This is a genomic window from Mycobacterium paraseoulense (assembly GCF_010731655.1).
Taxonomy (GTDB): Bacteria; Actinomycetota; Actinomycetes; order Mycobacteriales; family Mycobacteriaceae; genus Mycobacterium; species Mycobacterium paraseoulense.
In genome coordinates, this window is the sequence record NZ_AP022619.1 from 856,747 (window position 1) to 876,480 (window position 19,734).

18 protein-coding genes are annotated in these 19,734 nt (G+C 69.8%); 7 read left to right on the plus strand and 11 right to left on the minus strand.

The window, feature by feature from the left end; all coding sequences use genetic code 11:
* Positions 1–26 precede the first annotated feature (26 nt).
* From G6N51_RS03615 to G6N51_RS03625, 3 genes are all read left to right on the plus strand, one after another.
* Positions 27–1,031 (plus strand): alanine and proline-rich secreted protein Apa, encoded by a 1,005-nt coding sequence (locus G6N51_RS03615; RefSeq protein ID WP_163750637.1) that lies wholly within the window; start codon positions 27–29, stop codon positions 1,029–1,031.
* Positions 1,032–1,161: 130 nt separating this feature from the next.
* Positions 1,162–1,461, plus strand: a complete 300-nt coding sequence (locus G6N51_RS03620; RefSeq protein WP_083173113.1) for a GlsB/YeaQ/YmgE family stress response membrane protein — start codon at positions 1,162–1,164, stop codon at positions 1,459–1,461.
* A gap of 46 nt (positions 1,462–1,507) precedes the next feature.
* On the plus strand, positions 1,508–2,536 hold the full coding sequence (locus G6N51_RS03625; RefSeq protein WP_083173030.1) for a zinc-binding alcohol dehydrogenase family protein: 1,029 nt from the start codon (positions 1,508–1,510) through the stop codon (positions 2,534–2,536).
* 6 nt (positions 2,537–2,542) lie between these two features.
* Here G6N51_RS03625 and G6N51_RS03630 read toward each other — a convergent pair whose 3' ends face one another.
* The 3 genes from G6N51_RS03630 to G6N51_RS03640 form a co-directional block, all read right to left on the minus strand.
* Positions 2,543–3,304, minus strand: coding sequence for a CPBP family intramembrane glutamic endopeptidase (locus G6N51_RS03630; RefSeq protein WP_083173031.1), 762 nt, complete (start codon positions 3,302–3,304; stop codon positions 2,543–2,545).
* Positions 3,305–3,444: 140 nt separating this feature from the next.
* Positions 3,445–5,817 carry a phosphoketolase family protein gene (locus G6N51_RS03635; protein WP_083173032.1) on the minus strand — a complete coding sequence of 791 codons (2,373 nt, stop codon included), beginning with the start codon at positions 5,815–5,817 and terminating at the stop codon, positions 3,445–3,447.
* A gap of 46 nt (positions 5,818–5,863) precedes the next feature.
* Positions 5,864–6,712: an SDR family oxidoreductase gene (locus G6N51_RS03640; protein WP_083173033.1), complete on the minus strand. Its 849-nt coding sequence runs from the start codon at positions 6,710–6,712 to the stop codon at positions 5,864–5,866.
* 90 nt (positions 6,713–6,802) lie between these two features.
* Between G6N51_RS03640 and G6N51_RS03645 the strand changes: the two genes are divergently transcribed.
* Entirely contained in the window at positions 6,803–7,312 is a 510-nt protein-coding gene (locus tag G6N51_RS03645) for a GNAT family N-acetyltransferase (RefSeq protein WP_083173034.1), read from the plus strand.
* Positions 7,313–7,326: 14 nt separating this feature from the next.
* Here the strand turns inward: G6N51_RS03645 and G6N51_RS03650 are convergent, their stop codons facing one another.
* The 3 genes from G6N51_RS03650 to G6N51_RS03660 form a co-directional block, all read right to left on the minus strand.
* Entirely contained in the window at positions 7,327–7,824 is a 498-nt protein-coding gene (locus tag G6N51_RS03650) for a DUF427 domain-containing protein (RefSeq protein WP_083173035.1), read from the minus strand.
* Between the two features lie 15 nt (positions 7,825–7,839).
* Positions 7,840–9,435: an alkaline phosphatase family protein gene (locus G6N51_RS03655; RefSeq protein WP_232078181.1), complete on the minus strand. Its 1,596-nt coding sequence runs from the start codon at positions 9,433–9,435 to the stop codon at positions 7,840–7,842.
* A gap of 186 nt (positions 9,436–9,621) precedes the next feature.
* Positions 9,622–10,533, minus strand: coding sequence for an undecaprenyl-diphosphate phosphatase (locus tag G6N51_RS03660; protein ID WP_083173037.1), 912 nt, complete (start codon positions 10,531–10,533; stop codon positions 9,622–9,624).
* 168 nt (positions 10,534–10,701) lie between these two features.
* On the opposite strand from G6N51_RS03660, the gene G6N51_RS03665 reads away from it, so the two are divergent.
* The 3 genes from G6N51_RS03665 to G6N51_RS03675 all read left to right on the plus strand — a co-directional run bounded on the left by G6N51_RS03665 (position 10,702) and on the right by G6N51_RS03675 (position 16,955).
* Positions 10,702–13,095, plus strand: a complete 2,394-nt coding sequence (locus tag G6N51_RS03665; protein WP_276055856.1) for a CoA transferase — start codon at positions 10,702–10,704, stop codon at positions 13,093–13,095.
* Between the two features lie 165 nt (positions 13,096–13,260).
* Positions 13,261–14,745, plus strand: coding sequence for an acetyl-CoA acetyltransferase (locus G6N51_RS03670; RefSeq protein WP_083173039.1), 1,485 nt, complete (start codon positions 13,261–13,263; stop codon positions 14,743–14,745).
* A gap of 110 nt (positions 14,746–14,855) precedes the next feature.
* A complete protein-coding gene (locus G6N51_RS03675; protein WP_083173040.1) occupies positions 14,856–16,955 on the plus strand; it encodes an NAD-dependent epimerase/dehydratase family protein in 2,100 nt (699 codons plus the stop codon).
* Here G6N51_RS03675 and G6N51_RS03680 read toward each other — a convergent pair.
* From G6N51_RS03680 to G6N51_RS28855, 5 genes are all read right to left on the minus strand, one after another.
* Positions 16,952–17,677: a DUF72 domain-containing protein gene (locus G6N51_RS03680; RefSeq protein WP_083173041.1), complete on the minus strand. Its 726-nt coding sequence runs from the start codon at positions 17,675–17,677 to the stop codon at positions 16,952–16,954. The genes G6N51_RS03675 and G6N51_RS03680 overlap by 4 nt on opposite strands.
* Positions 17,674–18,309: an endonuclease gene (locus tag G6N51_RS03685; RefSeq protein ID WP_083173042.1), complete on the minus strand. Its 636-nt coding sequence runs from the start codon at positions 18,307–18,309 to the stop codon at positions 17,674–17,676. The genes G6N51_RS03680 and G6N51_RS03685 overlap by 4 nt, the downstream gene beginning before the upstream one ends.
* A 40-nt stretch (positions 18,310–18,349) precedes the next feature.
* Positions 18,350–18,682, minus strand: a complete 333-nt coding sequence (locus G6N51_RS03690) for a TfoX/Sxy family protein (protein ID WP_083173043.1) — start codon at positions 18,680–18,682, stop codon at positions 18,350–18,352.
* 10 nt (positions 18,683–18,692) lie between these two features.
* The gene (locus tag G6N51_RS03695) at positions 18,693–19,082 is read right to left on the minus strand and encodes a nitroreductase family deazaflavin-dependent oxidoreductase (protein WP_142275058.1); all 390 of its coding nucleotides are present in this window, start codon (positions 19,080–19,082) and stop codon (positions 18,693–18,695) included.
* Between the two features lie 90 nt (positions 19,083–19,172).
* On the minus strand, positions 19,173–19,658 hold the full coding sequence (locus G6N51_RS28855; RefSeq protein WP_174814290.1) for a hypothetical protein: 486 nt from the start codon (positions 19,656–19,658) through the stop codon (positions 19,173–19,175).
* Positions 19,659–19,734: the final 76 nt, after the last annotated feature.

Below are 19,734 nucleotides of genomic sequence, written 5' to 3' on the forward strand. Positions count from 1 at the left end.
AGCCGTAACACGGTAGGTTCGTCGCCATGGAGCAGGTGGAACCCAACTCGACGCGTCGCAAAGGCCTGTGGGCGACGCTGGCGATAGCCACGGTGACCAGTGCCAGCGCCGTCACGATTGCATTGCCCGCGACCTCGCACGCCGACCCCGAGGTTCCGACCCCGGTCCCGCCGACCACTACGGCGGCCCCGCCCCCGGCGGCCGGCCCCGCCGCCCCGGCAACCGCTCCGCCGCCTGGCGCGCCGCCGGCGGCGACCGATCCCAACGCCCCACCGCCGCCGCCCGTCGACCCGAACGCACCGCCACCGCCGCCCCCCGTCGACCCGAACGCCGGACGGGTCGGCAACGCCGTGGGCGGCTTCAGTTACGTCCTGCCCCCCGGCTGGGTGGAGTCGGACGCCTCGCACCTCGACTACGGTTCGGCCCTGCTGAGCAAGACGACCGGGCAGCCGCCGCTGCCCGACCAGCCGCCGCCCGTCGCCAACGACACCCGCATCGTGATGGGCCGGCTGGACCAGAAGCTCTACGCCAGCGCCGAAGCCAACAACGCCAAGGCCGCCGTGCGGCTGGGTTCCGACATGGGTGAGTTCTTCCTGCCGTATCCCGGCACGCGGATCAACCAGGAATCGACCCCGCTCACCGGGGCCAATGGCATCACGGGCAGCGCCTCGTACTACGAGGTCAAGTTCAGCGACGCGTCCAAGCCCAACGGCCAGATCTGGACGGGCGTGGTCGGGGCGCCCGCGGCGAGCACGTCCAACGGCGGGCCGCCGCAACGCTGGTTCGTGGTCTGGCTCGGCACGGCCAACGACCCGGTCGACAAGGGCGCGGCCAAGGCGCTGGCCGAGTCGATCCAGCCCTGGACGGCCCCGGCCGCGCCGGCCCCCGCTCCAGCGCCGGCGCCCCCCGACGCCCAACCGGCTCCGGGAGCGCCGGCCCCCGCTCCCGCGCCGGGAGCCCCGGCTCCGGCGCCTGCGGGAGAGGTCAGCCCCACCCCCGTGCCGTCACCGCAGCGGACGCAATCGGCCTGACGCGCTATCAGCGCGTCAGGATAGGCGGCCAACCGTCTCCAAATCGGATCCTTTTTCGTTACGCGAAGCGGGTATACCGAAGTGACGGCCCAGCAACATGCTGGGCTTTGCCAGCGATAAGGAGATCCGCATGGACGTCATGGCAGCTACCGAATATCTGGCCCGCTCAACAACGTTCACGAGCGTCGGCCTCATTGGATACATCATCATCGGTGGCCTGGCGGGGGCGCTCGCCAGCAAGATCATCCGGGGCAGCGGCGCCGGCATCCTGATGGACATCGTGATCGGCATCATCGGTGCACTGATCGGCGGCTTCATCCTGAGCTTCTTCGTCAACACCGCCGGTGGTGGCCTGATCTTCACCTTCCTCACGGCGCTGCTCGGGTCGGTGATCCTGCTCTGGATCGTCGGCATGGTGCGACGGACCTAGTGAGCTAGCACGTTGCGGCCGTGGTGGTTGGCGGCATGATGGACGGATGGTTCCACCGCTGACCACCACGACCATGCGCGCGTGGCGGGTGCGTCGCCCCGGACCGATGGACACCGACCCGCTCGAGCAGGTCACCGCCGACGTGCCGCGCCCGGGGCCGTCGGAGTTGCTGGTCGCCGTGCGCGCCTGTGGGGTGTGCCGCACCGACCTCCACGTCACCGAGGGCGACCTTCCCGTGCACCGCGACCATGTCACGCCCGGCCACGAGGTGGTGGGCGAGGTCGTCGAGGTCGGCCCCGAGGCCGGCAACGACTTCCGGGTCGGGGACCGGGTGGGCATCGCCTGGCTGCGCCACACGTGCGGGGTGTGCAAGTACTGCCGCCGGGGCGACGAGAACCTCTGCCCGCAGTCCCGCTATACCGGCTGGGACGCCGACGGCGGCTATGCCGAGTTCGCCACGGTCCCCGCCGCTTTCGCGCATTCGCTGCCGACCGGTTACAGCGACGCCGAGTTGGCGCCGTTGTTGTGCGCCGGCATCATCGGATACCGCTCGCTGCTACGCGCGGATCTGCCGCCGGGCGGACGGCTCGGGCTCTACGGCTTCGGCGGAAGCGCCCACATCACCGCGCAGGTCGCGCTGGCGCAGGGCGCCGAGGTGCATGTGATGACCCGCGGCGCCGAGGCGCGCGAACTGGCGATGCAGCTCGGCGCGGCGTCGGCGCAGGGCGCGGCCGACCCGCCACCGGTCCCCCTGGATGCGGCGATCCTGTTCGCGCCGGTCGGCGACCTGGTGCTGCCCGCGCTGGAGGCGCTGGACCGCGGCGGCACCTTGGCGATCGCCGGCATTCACCTCTCCGACATCCCGCCCCTGAACTACCAGCGTCACCTGTTCGAGGAACGCCAGGTCCGCTCGGTCACGTCCAACACCCGCGCGGACGCGCGGGCTTTCCTCGACTTCGTGGGCGAGCACCGCATCGAGGTGACCACGCCGGAATACCCACTGGGCCAGGCGGATCGCGCGCTCAGCGACCTGAGTGCGGGCCGCATCGCCGGTGCGGCCGTGCTGTTGGTGTGACGGCCGTCAGGCCGTCAGGTGCCAGACCAGCGCGGCCGCCAGTGCCCCGAGCCCGTTCAGCGACCAGTGCAGCGCGATCGGTGCGATCAGGCTGCCGCTGCGGCGGCGCAGCCAGCTGAAGACGAAGCCGGCCGCCCCGGTGGCCAGCACGGCTCCGGTCACGCCGGCCAGCATCCCGACGATGCCGCCGCCGAACAGTCGGGTGAAGCCGACGTTGCTGCTGGTGAGCCCGAGCGACGTCGCGACATGCCACAGGCCGAACAGCAGTGACCCCGCCAGGGCGACCCCGCGGAATCCCCAGGCCCGATGCAACGCGCCGTGCAGGACTCCACGGAAGGCCAGCTCCTCCGGGATCACGGTTTGCAGCGGGATGATGACCATCGAGGCGATCAGCGCGCCGGAAACGGTGGCGTAGCGGTGGTTCAGGAACATCGGCCGCGTCATGGGGAGCAGCACACCGACGGCGATCACCGAAGCGACGACGACGACCGCGGCCAGCGCGTAGCCCAGTCCCGACTTCCAGTGTGCACGCCCCAGGCCCAGGTCGGCCCAGTCCAGGCCGTTGGCGCGCATCAGGAACACCAGGCCGATCGCGGCGGCGGGAACGACGGCGATGCCCGCCCACGGCGTGGTGAAGTGCGCGACCAGGTTGGTGAGCACCAGCACGACCACGACGACGGCGATGTCGAGATGAATCCGGAACCTGTGCAGCGCCCAGAGCTGCGAGAGCACCGGATGGGTGTCGGCTGTCCCGGTGGCGTCAAGCATCGGGCCAGTCTACCGGCGCGCCCGGCCCCCGACGATTCGCCGAGATTGCCGCCGCGGTCGTGTTTGGGCCCGAAGCCCAGCCGTCACGGCAATCTCGGCGTCCACATCAGCGCGACTCCCGAGCTAAACGGGCCTCCTGCTCAGTCCACCCGCCACGTCCAGCCGGCGATCTGCGGGTCGTCCTCACCATGCTCGCGCGTGTAGGCGCGCGCGGCGAGCCGCGCGTCGACCATGCGCTGGCGCAGCTCGGCGGCCCGGCTGGCCAGCCCGTCGACGCGGTCGATGACGTCCATGACCAGGTGGAACCTGTCGAGGTCGTTCAGCATCACCATGTCGAACGGGGTCGTCGTGGTGCCGCGCTCCTTGAACCCGCGCACGTGGATGTGCGGGTGGTTGGTGCGGCGGTAGGTGAGCCGGTGGATCAGCCAGGGGTAGCCGTGGTAGGCGAAGACGACCGGTTTGTCGCGGGTGAACAGCGCGTCGAACTCCCGGTCGGGCAGGCCGTGCGGGTGCTCGGATTCCGGCTGCAGCCGCATCAGGTCGACGACGTTGACCACCCGGACCGCCAGCTCGGGCAATTCGCGGCGCAGGATGTCGGCGGCGGCCAGGATTTCCAGCGTCGGGACGTCGCCCGCGCAGGTCAGCACCACGTCGGGCTCGGCGGTCGCGGTGCTCGCCCACGGCCAGATGCCCACCCCGCGCGCGCAGTGCGCGATCGCCTGGTCCATGTCCAGGTAGGCCAGCGCCGGCTGCTTGCCCGCGACGATGACGTTGACGTAATTGCGGCTGCGCAGGCAGTGGTCGGCGACCGACAGCAGCGTGTTGCCGTCCGGCGGCAGGTACACCCGGGTCAGCTCGGCCCTCTTGTTGGCCACCAGGTCGATGAAGCCGGGGTCCTGGTGCGACGCGCCGTTGTGATCCTGGCGCCACACATGCGAGGAGAGCAGGTAGTTCAGCGACGCGATCGGCCGCCGCCACGGCAGTTCCCGGCTGGTGGCCAGCCACTTGGCATGCTGGTTGAGCATCGAGTCGACGATGTGGACGAACGCCTCGTAGCAGTTGAACAGGCCGTGGCGCCCGGTCAGCAGGTAGCCCTCCAGCCAGCCCTGGCACAGGTGCTCGGAGAGCACCTCCATCACCCGGCCGTCCGGGGCCAGGTTCTCGTCGTCTGGCCCGATATCGGAGAGCCAGACCTTGGCCGTCGACCCGTACACGGCGTCCAGCCGGTTGGAGGCGGTCTCGTCGGGGCCCATCAGCCGGAACCGGTCGGAGTTGCGGGCGATCACGTCGCGCAGAAAGGTGCCCAGCACCCGGGTCGCCTCGTGCGTCTCGGCGGCCGGCCGCTCCACCGGCACGGCGTAGTCACGGAAATCGGGCAGGTCGAGGTCGTGCAGCAGCAGGCCACCGTTGGCGTGCGGGTTGGCGCTCATCCGGCGATCACCGCCGGGGGCCAGCGCCCGCAGCTCCGCGCGGAGCCTGCCGTCGCCGTCGAACAGTTCCTCGGGCCGGTAGCTGCGCAACCACTCCTCGAGCTGCGCCCGGTGCTGGGGATTGTCGTGCGTCTCGGCCAGCGGAACCTGATGCGCCCGCCAGGTGCCCTCGACCTTCTTGCCGTCCACCACCTTTGGGCCGGTCCAGCCCTTGGGGGTGCGCAGCACGATCATCGGCCAGACGGGCCGCCGCGTCTGGTTGCCGCTGCGCGCGGCGTCCTGGATGGCCGCGATGTCGTCGAAGGCATCGTCGAACGCGGCGGCCAGCTGCTGGTGCACGTCGGCGGGGTCGTCACCGGCGACCGTGATGGGCCGGTAGCCGTAGCCGCGCAGCAACGCCTCGAGCTCTGGGTGGGGGATGCGCGCCAGCACCGTGGGGTTGGCGATCTTGTAGCCGTTGAGCTGCAGGATGGGCAGCACCGCGCCGTCGGTGACGGGGTTGAGGAACTTGTTGGAGTGCCAGCTGGCGGCCAGCGGCCCGGTCTCGGCCTCGCCGTCGCCGATCACACAGGCCACCACCAGGTCCGGGTTGTCGAAGGCCGCGCCGTAGGCGTGCACCAGCGCGTAGCCCAGTTCACCGCCCTCGTGGATGGAGCCGGGCGTCTGGGCCGCGACATGGCTGGGGATGCCGCCGGGAAAAGAGAACTGGCGGAACAACTTTCGCAGCCCCTCGCGGTCTTCCTCGATGCCGGTGTACACCTCGCTGTAGGTGCCCTCGAGATAGGCGTTGGCGACCAGCGCCGGGCCGCCGTGGCCGGGCCCGGTGACGTAGATGACGCTGGCGTCGCGGGCGCGGATGACCCGATTCAAGTGCGCGTAGATCAGGTTCAGCGCCGGGGTGGTGCCCCAATGCCCCAGCAGCCGCGGTTTGACGTGCTCGGGGGACAGCGGTTCGGTCAGCAGGGGGTTGTCCAGCAGGTAGATCTGTCCGACCGACACGTAATTGGCGGCGCGCCAGTACGCGTTGATCAGGTCGAGGTCGTTATCGGTCAGGGGAGCGTTCGTCTGGGTTTCTAGGCTCACCCCGCCGATTGTCCGCGCCTGCGGTGAACGGCGCCCGACGCGGCGCTCACTCTTCGCCGCGGGCCCGCGCCTCGTAGGCCCTGCGCTTCTCGGTATCGACGTGGTCGGTGAAGACGTGCTCGCCGCCGAGCACGCGGTTCAGCCCCTCAGACAGCGCCCGCGGCATGAACTTCTGCGACGCGATGATCGCGCCGGCGGTCTTGGTGACCCGGACTCGCGGCCGGGGATGCGCGACCAGTTTGACGATCGCCTCGGCGATGTCGGCCGGCTCGGCGTTTTTGATGCCCTTGGCCCCAGCCGTCCCGGCGATCAATTCGGTGTTCACGAACGTGGGCATGACGACCGAGAACTTCACGCCCGCGCGGCGGTGCTCGATCCGGGCGGCATCGGTGAACCCGATCACCGCGTGCTTGCTGGCGCAGTAGGTGGCAGCGCCGGCGATATACGTCTCCCCGGCCAGCGAGGCGACGTTGATGACATGGCCGGATCCGCGGGGGACCATCCGCTGGGCCGCCAGCTTGCTGCCCAGGATCACGCCGTAGACGTTGATGTCGAGGACGCGCCGGGTCACGGTGTCCGGCTCGTCGACGATCCGGCCGAGCGGCATGATGCCGGCGTTGTTGACCAGCACGTCGACCGGGCCGAGCTGGCGCTCGACCTCGTCCAGGAAGTCCGAGAACGAATGCGGGTCGGTGACGTCGAGCTTGCCGTAGACGTCCAGGCCGAGCGCGGCGCCGGATTCCTTCACCCGCACTTCGTCGACGTCGCCGATCGCCACTTTGGCGCCGAGCTTGTGTAGCGCGGTGGCGGTGGCCAGCCCGATGCCGCGGGCGCCGCCGGTGATCACGATGACCTTGCCACCGACCTTCAGGCCAATCGATGCCGCGTCTGCCATTTCCGTACCCTCCGGATTCTTGACGGGTGTCAACTAGGCAATCTACGCCGCGCAACGACCCGCCCGGCCCAGCACATACATACTGCGACGATGACCGAGGTGCGGGCGGCGGTCCCGGCGGATGCCCACGAGGTGGCCCGCCTGCACGCGCGGTCTTGGCGGGTCGCCTATCGGGGGCTCATCGCCCGGGAGTACCTGGACAGCCTCACCCCGCAGGTGCTGGCCGCCCGATACACCTTCGGCCGCGTGGGGTTGCGGATGCCGGCCACCCTGGTCGCGGTCGACGGGTCCGCGATCCGTGGCTTCGCCACCACGGGTCTGTCTCGCGAGCGCGACTTGCCGAATTTCGGTGAGCTGATGGCGCTGTACGTCGACCCGGCGTATGTGTCGACGGGCGTCGGGCGACTGCTCATGTCGACCGCGCGTGAGCGGCTGCGACTGGTCGGTGTGACGGGCGCGGTGCTGTGGGTGCTGGACGCGAACACCCGCGCCCGGCGCTTCTACGAGCGCGACGGCTGGTGGGCCGACGGGGGTTGCCGCACAGAGGTTTACGGCAACGACACGCTGCGTCTGGTGCGTTATCGGCTACAGCCGCTGTAGCGCCGCCGGCACAATCACCAACCCGCCGAACCGGGACCGCCTTTGAACGGGCCGGTCACCCAGCTGGTGATCCAGCCACCGTAGAAGCCGCCGGGCTGGGGCACGACGACCTCTCCGTTGACCGTGCAGCGGTCGACGTCGCCGGCCATGACCGCGACCGCCCCGGCGATCGATTCGAATCCGGGCGTTGGGTCCAGATAGCTCCAGGCGGATTTCGGGGCAACGACGCCGCCGCCGATCAGGTCGTAATACGTTGCCCGGCCTTTCCATTCGCACCAGGAGCTTCCGGACGCCTCGCGCAGGGCCCGGTCGGCAAAAGCCTCGCGTGGGAGGTAATAGGTCGGCGGATGACTGGTCTCGAGCACCCGCCAGGCGCGAGGGGTGCGCGCGATCATTGCACCACCCAACTCGACCGTGATCGCACCGGTGAACGGCTCGACACGGGGTGGGCGCGGGTAATCCCACACCGACTCCACCTGGGGACCGGCGCCTCCCGGCCCGGATCGGCTCATGCGGGCCGCCTCAAGCTAAGGCGTCCAATATTCGTTCATCGGCTGAGCGTACTTGTCGTTGTTGGTGAGCCGGGGAAGCTGCAGCGAATCCTCGATGGTGCGCAGCAGGCTGTAGTGGTTATTGTGAGCGGCGGCCACCAGATGTCCTTGGCGCATACCGGAATTCGGCGACGGGATGACGATCATGGGGATGTGGTTGCCCTCGTTGCCGATCGTCAGTGACAGGTTGTTGAAGTCCTCGTCCCAGGTGATGAAGATGGCGCTGCGCTGCGTCTGGAACGCGGGCGAATTCACGATCGTGGGCAACACCTGCTGCAGAAACCGGTCACCGGCCTTGATGTTGTACTGATGAGACGTGAGCTCACTGCCGACGAAGCGCAGGTTGATCGGGCCTTCCATGTTGTTGTTCTCGTCCGCGGCGAACCACACGAAGTTCGGGGTGGTGGAGGTCGAGGCGAGATCGGTGGCCATCCGCGTCAGGGGCAGGACGTGCGCCTGGCAGCGCGCGGCATTGGAGACGATGTCGTGGAAGGCGAGAAACGGTAGTTCCCCCGGGGTGTAGGGGCCGCTGGACGCGGTCGCGCACGGGGTAGGCATGGACTGCTCGTAGCTGGCCCACGTCTTGCCCGCCGCCTCGACGGAGTCGGCCAGGTTCGGCGCATCGAAGCAGTTCATTTCGCAGTTGTAGTTGGCGCCGAAATCGGATCCCCCGAGGATGGGGTAGTAATTCGGCAGGCTTGGGTGCGTCAGCGCGAAGTAGTTGGACCCGTAGCCGTACGAGCTGATGAGGCTGTTGATGTACGGCGCGTTAGGGCTGCCCACGACGTCTTTCACACCGTGGTTCTCCATGTAGACCAGGAACACGTGGTCGAGGGGCCCGACGGTCGAGTTGGGCGGCGTGGGCGGCCCCGGGGCGGGCAGGGGGGCGCCGATGGTGAAAGACAGGTTGTCGGCGTACGAGTGGTTGTACGCGCCGCCCGCCCAGTGGGTGTCTTTGAAGGTGACGGTGACGCGTGCGCTGCGGGTGCCCGCCGGGATCGTCCCCGTGGTCTCGCGTGGGAACAGCTCGGTCTGAAACCCGCGCTGGAGTATGGAGACCGGCCCGATTACACCTGTGCCCAAGGGCAATTGGCTGGCGGCCAGGAACTCCACGGTGGCCGACGCCTCGGACAGTTCCAGCCTGTTGCCGCCCAGCCAGCCACTCAGCGTGTAGGGTACGGCGCCGCCGTCGATGGCCCCCGCCGCGCCGTTGAGGTCGACGACCTGGGTGATGGTGGACGTCGCCACATTGCCGCCACCGAAGTACTGCGCGCCGCCGTCGGGCGGGCCGTGCTGGGCGGAGGGGAACGCCAGGAACTTCGGCATGGTCGGGCCCGGCGACCCGAGCGGCGACGGCAGCCGTACCAGCGTGTTGTATTTGATCACCGTCGGCGTGCCGGTCACGGTCCAGCCCGGGATCGTAACGCCGCTGTAGCCCGACAACGACGGGTCGCCCACCTCGGCACCCGGGTTGACCAACAGGTTGGGGCTCATCGTGGCGGCAGCGGCGGCCCTGGGCGCGGCGAACGTCGACAGCACCAGCATGGCAGCCCCGACGGTGGCGCCGGCCACTCGACAAAGGCGACAGAACATTCAGGCATCACCTCTGTGGTCGAGACGCCGCGCATTGCTCCGTCGATGGTGAGCTACGCCACGCCCAGCACATATGCCGTTGCGCGAATCGATACCCAGCGGTTGCCATTTGGTGACCGAGTCGGTGAAGCGATGTCAGGAGAAATCCTGTACGCGATCGCCCCGTCAGCTGACCGCGAGCCAGACCAGGCTGGCGCCGCCGGCCACCGCGCAATAGATGGCGAACGGGGTGAGCGTGCGGGTCTGGAAGTACCGCGTCAGAAACCGCACGGCGAGGTAGGCGCAGACGAACGACGCGACGCTGCCGGCCAGCACCTGGCCGTGGATTCCGGTGGCGCTCGGGCCGAACAGTTCGGGAATCTTGTACACGCCGGCGGCCAGGATGATGGGCGTGGCCAACAGGAAGGAGAACCGGGCGGCGTCCTCGTGCGACAAGCCGCGCCACAGGCCGGCCACCATGGTGATGCCCGAGCGGCTGATTCCGGGCAGCAGGGCCAGGATCTGCGCGGCGCCGATCAGGACGCCGCGGCGCAGGGGGAGTTGGGCCAGGCGATTGTCGACGGCCTCGCCGGTGTGCGCGGCTGTGTCGCCGGCCGGCTGGTCGTGGTCGGGTGCGACGCGCCGGCGCAGCACTTCTCCCGCGTAAAGGGCGATACCGTTGAGCAGCAGGAAGATCGCCGCCGGAACGGGCTTGCCGAGCGTGGTGCGAAAAGTCCGTTCCAGGGCCAGTCCGGCCAGCCCGACCGGGATGGTGGCCCCCACGATCAACCAGGCGAGCCGCTCGTCGGGCGTCTGGATCCGGCGATATCGCAGCGACGACACGAATCCGGCAACGATGCGCAGCCAATCCCGCCAAAAGAAGACCAGCAACGCGGCCGCGGTGGCCACGTGCAGGCCGACGATGAACGCAAGGTAGGGCGATTCGGGGGCGGAGACGCTCAGGTCTTGGGCCCACCGACCCCCGACCACCGCGGGCACCAACACCGCGTGCCCCAGACTCGACACCGGGAACAGCTCGGTCACGCCCTGAAACGCGCCGACCACCACGGCCTCGATATAGGTCAAGTGCGCGCTCATCTGGGGTGCCTCCGTCGGATCGTTTTGGCGGATACGGCCGCGCCGATCGGCCTGTGACGATAGTCGACGGCGCGTGCACCCACCCAATCAGCTTGCCCAGTTGGCTTTTTGGCGGGTGGCACAATAGTCGGCCCGTCCGGGCCCGGCACCTGCGGGTACGGTGTGCTGATGTCCGACGGGTTGCTCGACGCCGTGCGCGTCCTCGACTTGTCGAGCGGCAACGGCGACGCGGTGACGCGCCTGTTCGCCGACCTGGGCGCCGACGTGCTCAAGGTCGAACCCCCGAGCGGAAGCCCCGCGCGCGATGCTCCGCCGACGCTGGCCGGGGCGAGCATCCCGTTTGCCGTGCACAACGCCAACAAGCGCAGCGTGGTGCTGGACCCGTTCGACGAGGACGACTGCGAAGTCTTCCTCGACCTCGCCGCGCAGGCCGACATCGTCGTCGACGACGGTTTCTACGGGGAGGCTCCCACGTTCGGGACGTCGGTCGAGGAGCTGGCGGCCCAGCACCCCCATCTGGTGGTGCTGTCGATCACCGACTTCGGCGCGACGGGCCCACGGTCGTTGTGGCGGGCCACCGATCCGGTGTTGTACGCGATGTGCGGCTCGCTGTCGCGATCCGGCCCCGCCACCGGCACCCCCGTATTGCCGCCGGACGGCATCGCGTCGGCCACCGCCGCCGTCCAGGCCGCTTGGGCGGCCCTCGTCGCCTACTACAATCGATTGCGTTGCGGCACAGGTGAGTTCATCGATTTCTCGCGATTCGACGCGGTGGTCATGTCGCTCGACCCGGCGTTCGGGGCGCACGGACAGGTCGCCGCCGGGATCCGCCGCACCGGGCAGTGGCGCGGGCGCCCGAAAAACCAGGACGCCTACCCGATCTATGCGTGCAAAGACGGTTACGTCCGGCTTTGCGTGATGGCGCCGCGCCAGTGGCGTGGCCTGCGGCGCTGGCTGGGCGAGCCGGACGATTTCCAAGATCCGAAATACGACGTGATCGGCGCGCGCTTCGCCGCGTGGCCGCAGATCAGCGAGTTGGTGCAGGCACTGTTCGCCGGACAGACCATGAAGGAGCTGGTGGCCGCGGGGCAGGCCCACGGCGTGCCGATCGCCGCGGTCCTGACGCCGTCGTGGGCGATGGACGCCGAACATTTCCGGGCGGTGGGCGCGATCACCGACGCGGAGCTCGTCCCAGGCGGTCGGGTGAGCATTCCGACCGGATATTTCGTCGTCGACGGACGGCACGCGGGCTTCCGCACCCCGGCCCCCGCCGCGGGACAGGACGGACCGGGCTGGCGCGGAAACCCGGCCGTGGTGTCCTCACCCTCCGGCCGTGTCGGCGAGTATCCCTTTGCGGGCCTTCGCGTCCTGGATCTGGGCATCATCGTCGCGGGCGGCGAGCTGAGCCGGCTGTTCGGCGACCTGGGCGCCGAGGTCATCAAGATCGAGAGCGCCGACTACCCCGACGGGCTGCGGCAGGCCCGCGTCGGCGATGCGATGAGCGAGTCGTTCGCCTGGACACACCGCAACCACCTGGCGATGGGCCTGGACCTGCGCAGCGCCACGGGCAAGGAGATCTTCACCCGGCTGGTCGCGGAGGCCGACGCCGTCTTTGCCAACTTCAAGCCGGGAACGCTCACCGCGCTTGGCTTTTCCTACCACGAACTGCGTGCCGTCAACCCGCGGATCGTCCTCGCCGAAAGCAGCGCCTACGGCGACCAAGGGCCATGGAGCACGCGCATGGGATACGGGCCGCTGGTCCGCGCCGCCACGGGCGTCACCCGGCTGTGGACGGCCGACGAGCCGCAGGACCGGGATGGCGCTGCGCGCCACGCCTTTTACGACGCGACCACCATCTTCCCCGACCACGTGGTCGGACGGATCACCGCCATCGCGGCGCTGGCCGCGCTGATCCACCGCCACCGGACGGGCGGCGGGTCGCACGTGCACATCTCCCAGGCCGAGGCCGTGATCAACCAACTCGACACGTTGTACATCACCCAGGCCGCGCTCGCCGCGGGCGTACCCAGAATCTCCGAAGACACCAGCCTGCACGCCGTCTACCCGTGCGCGGGCGACGACGAATGGTGCGTCATCTCGATCGGTTCCGACGAGGAATGGCGTTGCGCGGCAGATGTTTTCCATCATCCCGAATGGGCCGACGACCCGCGGTTCGCCACCGGCGAGGCGCGGCTGGCCAACCGGCGAGAGTTGGTGGAATCGGTGTCGGCCTGGACGCGAACGCGCACCCCGCCGCGGGCCGCGCAGCTGCTGCAGTCCTCCGGAGTCTCAGCCGGACCGATGAACCGACCGCCGGACATTTTGGAGGACCCTCAGCTGGTCGAGCGAAAAGTGTATTCCGAGATGCTGCATCCACTCGTCGAACGCCCGCTGCCGGCGGAAACGGGCCCGGCCCCCTTCCAGCACATCCCACGGGCCCCGCAGCGGCCGGCGCCGTTGCCGGGCCAGGACACCGTCGACATCTGCCGGAGGCTGCTCGCCATGAGCCCCCGGGACATCGACCGGCTCGTCGCCGAGGGCGTGCTGTTCGGGCCGCCCTGACTCTCCGCGGTCCGCACACGGCCCGCATCGTCGCCACGCTACGTTCGACGGCGCGGCTCCTCCGCGGGCCGCACACGGCCCGCATCGTCGCCACGCTGGATCCGACGGCGCGGCTCCTCCGCGGTCCGCACACGGCCCGCATCGTCGCCACGCTACGTTCGTCGTATGACCGTGGACCCCAGGACACCCGTGCTGATCGGCTACGGCCAGGTCAACCACCGCGACGAGATCGACCCGGAAAAGCGGTCCGTCGAACCGGTAGACCTGATGGTGGCCGCGGCCCGGCAGGCCGCCGACGCCCGGGTCATCGAGGCCGTGGATTCCATTCGCGTCGTCAACATCCTGTCCGCGCACTACCGGGATCCCGGGCTGCTGCTCGGCCAGCGGCTCGGTGCCGGCGACTTCACCACGTTGTACAGTCCCGTCGGCGGCAACGTGCCGCAGTCGCTGGTCAACCAGGCGTGCCTGGACATCCAGCGGGGCAGCGCCGGGGTGGTGCTGCTGGCCGGGGCCGAGACGTGGCGCACCCGCCGGGGCCTGCGGGCCAGGGGTGCAAAGCTCGAGTGGACCGTTCAGGACGACTCGGTCCCGATGGCACAGGTCAGCGGCGTCGACGTCCCGATGGCCGGCGAGGCGGAGATCAGGATCCGGCTGGACCGGCCCGCCTACGTCTACCCGCTCTTCGAGCAGGCGCTGCGGATAGCGAACGGCGAGTCAGTCGAGCACCACCGCAGGCGCATCGGCGAACTGTGGGCCCGCTTCAACGCCGTCGCGGTCGGCAACCCGCACGCATGGATCCGCAAACCGGTGACCGCCGAGGAGATCTGCGAGCCGGGGCCGCAGAACCGCATGATCAGCTGGCCCTACACCAAGCTGATGAACTCCAACAACATGGTCGACCAGGGTGCCGCGCTCGTCTTGACGTCGGTGGAGCAGGCGAGGCGCCTGCGGGTCCCCGCCGACCGCTGGATCTACCCGCACGCGGGGACCGATGCGCATGACACCTCGGCCATCGCCGAACGCGACGAGCTGCACCGCTCTCCGGCCATCCGGATCGCCGGCGGCCGCGCGCTCGAGCTGGCGGGGGTGGGCATCGACGAGGTCGACCACGTCGACCTGTATTCCTGTTTTCCCTCCGCCGTTCAGGTGGCGGCGGCCGAACTGGGCCTGCCGGTCGACGATCCGGCCCGCCCGCTCACCGTCACCGGGGGGCTGACGTTCGCGGGTGGCCCCTGGAGCAACTATGTGATGCACTCGATTGCCACCATGGCGCAGTTGCTGGCGGCCAATCCCGGGCGGCGCGGGCTGATCACCGCCAACGGCGGCTACCTGACCAAGCACAGCTTCGGCGTCTACAGCGCCGAGCCGCCGGGCCGGTTTTGCTGGGAGGACGTGCAACCGGCCGTCGACCGGGAGCCCACCCGGGACGGCCTGGTGCAGTGGGAGGGTGTCGGGACGGTCGAGGCGTGGACGACGCCGTTCGACCGCGAGGGCCGGCCGGAGAAGGCCTTTGTGGCCGTACGCACGCCCGACGGTTCCCGCGCGCTCGCGCAGATCACCGACAGCACCGAGGCGCAGGCGACGGTGCGCGAGGACATCGGCGGCGCGAAGGTGGCCGTTTCCGCCGACGGCTCCGCCGGGCTGCAGTAAACCGACCGGGACGACCCGGCCGGCTCACGGCGTTGTTAACCCCGTAACGGTCGCGTAGGTCGTCCCGTCTTGCCTATTGTTGAGTTTGAGGTCGGGGGAGGTGAGCCCAGGTGCAGATCCTGGTTACCGACGCCACCGGCGCACTCGGGCGGCTGGTTGCACGGCAGTCGCTTGCTGCCGGTCACACGGTGATCGGGATTGCTGAGCGATCGCACTCCTGCCTGAACCGCAACGTCGAGCTTGTTTGCGCGCCGCTGCGCAGCCCCGTCCTGCAGGAGCTCGCCGACGAAGCCGACGCGGTGATCCACCTGGCCCCCGTCGACACCACCGCGCCCGGCAGCACCGACATCGACGGCCTCGCGCATGTGACCGATGTGGCGGCGCGCGCCGGCGCCCGGCTGTTGTTCGTGTCCCAGGCCGCGGGGCGACCGGAGCTGTACCGGCCGGCCGAGGAACTGGTGTCCACGAGTTGGGGGCCCAGCCTGGTCGTCCGCAGCGCCCCGCCGGTCGGCCGCCAGCTCGACTGGACGGTGTGCCGTACCGTGGCCACGCTGCTGCGTACCCGGGTCTCTGCGGCGCCGATGCGGGTGCTGCACGTCGACGATCTGGTGCGCTTCCTGGTGTCGTCGTTGAACTCCGACCGCACCGGCGTGGTGGACCTCGCCTCTCCGGACACCGTCAACGTGGTCACGGCATGGCGGATGCTGCGATCCGCCGACCCGCGATCGCGGCTGAATCGGGTGCGCAGCTGGGCCCAGCTCACTCCGGAGATGGATGTTGCTGCGGTACAGGAGGATTGGGCGTTCGAGTTCGGCTGGCAGGCGCTGGAAGCGGTGGCCGACACCGCCCGCGGCCTCGTCGGCCGCCGGATTGGCGCCGCGGGCGCCATCCGCCACGGACCCCGACTGGCGCTCCCGGTCGAGGTCGCCCCCCGCCCCCGCCCTACCGGCGAGGAGCACAGCGCGGCGCCCGAGGGCGTCGAGGGTGAATTCGACGACCGGATCGACCCCCGCTTCCCGGTCTTCAGTGCGGGCACCCTCGCCGAAGCGCTGCCCGGGCCGCTCACCCCGATCACGCTCGATGTCCAGCTGAGCGGGTTGCGGACGGCGAACCGGGTGCTCGGTCAAGTGTTGGCGCTCGGCGGGGTGGTGGGCCAGGAGTGGGGGAGCAGGGCCATCGCCGTGTTCGGTCACCGGCCCTACGTCGGGGTGTCGGTCAACATGGTCGCGGCGGCCCAACTGCCCGGCTGGGATCGGGACGCCGTCGCACGCAACGCCGTGGCCGGCCGGCCGCAGGTGGGCGACCTGCTCCCGTTAGGCGAGCCCGCGCTGGCGGGCGGAGCCCTCGGTTCCATCGCCAAAGCCGTCGTCGCGGGACGATCGCTGGCCCTGCTGCGCCACCTCAAGGCCGACACGCGGGCATACGGCGCGGCCGCCGAAGCGGAACTCCTCGACGCCGCGCGGCTGGCGACGCTGCCCGACGCCGGCCTCGAAGTCCGGATTCCCTTGTTGCGGGACCGCATTCACCAAGGCTGGATCCTCACCGCGTTGTGGCTGCTCGACACCGGCGTCACCGCGGCGGCCCTCGAGCGCAGCAGGGCGGCGCGCAGCGTGCCCGGGGTGGACATGATCATGGACAGCACCCGCGTCGCGACCCAGACCGCTCAGCTGGCGGCGGTGTTGCGGGCCGACCCGCCGTTGTGTGAGCTGGCCCGGGAAGGCAATCTCGCCAGCATCCGCGCGTTGTCGCCCACCACCGCCGCCGCCGTGGACGCCGCCGTGGCCCATGTCGGACATCGCGGGCCGGGCGAGGCCGAGCTGGCCAGCCCGACGTACGCCGACGATCCGGCGATGCTGCTCAGGGCGGCCGGCGATGCCGCCGTCGAGGCCGCGGGATCGACGGAACCGCCGTCGTCGACCCTGGCCCAGCGGCTGGCCACCAACGCCCGCGACTCCCGCGAGCTCGCCCACGACACGACCCTGCGGTTCACCCATCAACTGCGGATGACGCTGCGGGAACTGGGATCCCGTCGAGTCGCGGCGGACCTGATCGACGTCGCCGAGGACGTCTACTACCTGACGTGCGACGAGCTGGTCACCATGCCGGGCGACGCCCGGCTGCGGATCAAACGCCGCCGCGCCGAACGGGAACGGTTGCAGGTGCAGCGCCCACCCGACGTCATCGACGGGACGTGGGCCCCCGTCGACTAACCCAGGAGTTCGCGCAGATACAGCGCGTTGCGCACCGCGTGCCCGCCCAGGTCGTTGTTGAAATACATCCACACGTCCTTGCCATCGTCCCGCCACGCGGCGATCCGGTCGGCCCACTCCCGCAGCTGGTCGCTCGTGTAGCTGCCGGCATAGATGGCGTCCTGATCCGGCCCGTGCATGCGGACGTACACCAGATCGGTGGTGGCCGTCGGGACGCACGCCAGCCCGGCGCCGCTCATCACCACGTAGGCGGCCCGGTGGCGCTTCAGCAGGTCGTAGACGGCGGCGTCGTTCCAGGACGGATGGCGCAGCTCGACGGCCACCCGGATCGGCTCCGGCATGCCGCCCAGGAAGGCGTCCAGGCGCGCGTCGTCGCGCTGCTGCTCGGGATGCAGTTGCACCAGCAGCACCCCGCGGCGATCGCCCAGTAGCTCCCAGCAGCGTTCGAAGCGCTCGATCCACGGCCCGGACGACGCCAGGCGCCGGTAGTGGGTCAGCCCTCGATGCGCCTTGACCGACATCCTGAAGCCGTCCGGCAGCCGGTCGCGCCATCCGGCGAAGGTCGAATCCTTCGGCCAGCGGTAGAAACTCGCGTTCAACTCCACGGTGTCGAACACCTCGACATAGCGGGCCAGCCGGCGCGCGGCCGGCAGGCCCGGCGGGTACAGCACGTCCGCCCAATGGTTGTAGGACCACCCGGAGGTGCCGATCCGTACGGTCAACCGCTCACCTGCCGGAGCACGTCGTCGTCCAGCGATAGCCTGACGAGCGCGGCGGCCAGCCGCGCATTGCCCTGCGGCGCAAGGGCTCCCAGTTTGTCCGGCTGCGTGGGCAGGTCCAGTCGCCTGGCCGCGGCGGTGGCGCGGTCGTCGAAATACGGCCGCACCCAGGTCCACACGTCCTGCACCTCGCGCAAGTAGATGTCGGCGCCGGTGTCTCCGATTCCCTTGAATTCCTTGAGCAAACGCTTCGCCGCGGCGACGTCGTGCCGACTGCGTTCGGCCAGTCTGCGCAGATCGCCGGAATATTCGTCGCGCACGCGTTCGGCCATGTCGGCCAGTCGGGTCGCCGAGCTTTCGTCGTAGCGCACGTAGTGCGCGCGGCCGAAGGCGTCGATCATGGTCTGCCGCTGCGCGGCCAGCACGGCGCTGGGCGTGCGCAGGCCGGCCTTGAACAGTTCGCGCGCGGCGCTCGTGGCGATCGCGGCATCGATCGGCTTGCTGGCCAGCATGCAGAGAACCAGGAGCTGAAACAGCGGCATCGGCTTGTCGCTGAGCTTGATTCGCGCCTCGGCGGCATAGGTGGTTCCGGCAGCGTCAAGCAGCCCTCGCACCGATCGCGTGCCTTCGGACATACCTGATCACCTACCCGCGCCAAGTTTCAGCAAACCGCGGTCACTTGGCCGGCAGGCTGCGCGCGTATCCCACTCCGCGCGTCACCCAAAACCGGAGCTGGCGCCTGGTCCGTACGCCGGCGACGTCCACCCGCACCCAGCCGCGGACGTCGCGGCCCCCCATCACCATGGGGCTGACGTGGGCGCGCCGGAGCACATTGTCGAGCTCGTCGGCCGGCACGCGGACCAGTAGACCGCCCTGGCCGCTGACCGCCACCGACATGTTGCCGTTGACCAGAAAGGCGAGCCCGCCGAACATGCGTTTCTCTTCGATGCCGCCCTCGCAGGCGACGAGCTCGCGGATTTCGTTGGCCAGCTCCTCGTCGTAGGCCATGCGCGCGGCGTCAGTCCAGATCCACCCGGATGGTCAGCAGGTCGCTGCCCATCAGGCGCACCACCGCGCTGTTGAGCCGCGGGAGGTCGCCGAGCCGCTGCAGCGGGTCGTCGTCGGGCAGCAGGTGGGCGGTGCCGTTGCGCCAGCGTCCGCCGATGCGGACCCGAACCGCGGGGTTCGCCTTGATGTTGTGGACGTAATCGGAGTGCTCGCCGTGTTCGGAGACCATCCAGAACTGGTTGTCGACCACGCGCCCGCCCACGGCGGTCCGCCGCGGCTTGCCGCTCTTGCGGCCGGTGGTTTCCAGGATGATCCCCGGCATCTGCCGGCCCACTGGGTTGACGAGCAGCCGTTGCACGCGGTGGACCACTTGGCGTTTGAGAGTCATGTGGCTATTCAACGCCGAGCCCGCCGCCGCTGTCACCGTGCGACGGGAACAGCCGCCCCCTTTCGGGGGCGGCTGCCACATTCCGGCTTTTAGGTACCGGCTCTAGGTCCCGGGGTTGATGCCGCCGCGGACCTGGCCTGAGCCTGAGGCCCCGCCTGCGGGCGTGTACACCTGGAAGCCAGTCGAGGTGTTGACGCCCCAGGCGTTGTACTGCGGGTTGAAGACCAGCGGAAGCCGGGTGCCGTCGGGGTCGCCCACCGGTGGAACCCACGTGGTCGGGAGCCCGTAGCGGCCCGGGTCGTCATAGTGCCCCGGCGGCGGGAACCGGTCCTGTCCAGGAGGAAGCGGGCTGCCCGGCCCGTTGCAGTTGGCACCCGGGCCACCGTTACAGATCGGCTGCCCCGGCACGTACGGAGCCTGACCCGGCCCGTCGCGGTCCGGGACGCCCGGCACGTTCGGACCCGGCACGTTGGGACCGGGGCCGTGGCCACCGGGCTCGGCCTGTGCCAAACCGGCGCCAATTCCGAACGCCGCGGACGTGATGGTGCCGGCCATGACCGCGCCGGCTGCGATTGTGTTCAACTTCATGATGAATCCCCTTGTCGAGCAGTTTGGCTGCCTACGCAGCTGAACCATTGACTTGGTGATTCGCTCACCCCATCGC

Bases quoted from the DNA above. Each gene is read 5' to 3' on its own strand.
- G6N51_RS03615 (WP_163750637.1), top strand. From the start codon at position 27: ATGGAGCAGGTGGAACCCAACTCGACGCGTCGCAAAGGCCTGTGGGCG.
- G6N51_RS03620 (WP_083173113.1), top strand. From the start codon at position 1,162: ATGGACGTCATGGCAGCTACCGAATATCTGGCCCGCTCAACAACGTTC.
- G6N51_RS03625 (WP_083173030.1), top strand. From the start codon at position 1,508: ATGGTTCCACCGCTGACCACCACGACCATGCGCGCGTGGCGGGTGCGT.
- G6N51_RS03630 (WP_083173031.1), bottom strand. From the start codon at position 3,304: ATGCTTGACGCCACCGGGACAGCCGACACCCATCCGGTGCTCTCGCAG.
- G6N51_RS03640 (WP_083173033.1), bottom strand. From the start codon at position 6,712: ATGGCAGACGCGGCATCGATTGGCCTGAAGGTCGGTGGCAAGGTCATC.
- G6N51_RS03645 (WP_083173034.1), top strand. From the start codon at position 6,803: ATGACCGAGGTGCGGGCGGCGGTCCCGGCGGATGCCCACGAGGTGGCC.
- G6N51_RS03650 (WP_083173035.1), bottom strand. From the start codon at position 7,824: ATGAGCCGATCCGGGCCGGGAGGCGCCGGTCCCCAGGTGGAGTCGGTG.
- G6N51_RS03660 (WP_083173037.1), bottom strand. From the start codon at position 10,533: ATGAGCGCGCACTTGACCTATATCGAGGCCGTGGTGGTCGGCGCGTTT.
- G6N51_RS03665 (WP_276055856.1), top strand. From the start codon at position 10,702: ATGTCCGACGGGTTGCTCGACGCCGTGCGCGTCCTCGACTTGTCGAGC.
- G6N51_RS03670 (WP_083173039.1), top strand. From the start codon at position 13,261: ATGACCGTGGACCCCAGGACACCCGTGCTGATCGGCTACGGCCAGGTC.
- G6N51_RS03685 (WP_083173042.1), bottom strand. From the start codon at position 18,309: ATGTCCGAAGGCACGCGATCGGTGCGAGGGCTGCTTGACGCTGCCGGA.
- G6N51_RS03690 (WP_083173043.1), bottom strand. From the start codon at position 18,682: ATGGCCTACGACGAGGAGCTGGCCAACGAAATCCGCGAGCTCGTCGCC.
- G6N51_RS28855 (WP_174814290.1), bottom strand. From the start codon at position 19,658: ATGAAGTTGAACACAATCGCAGCCGGCGCGGTCATGGCCGGCACCATC.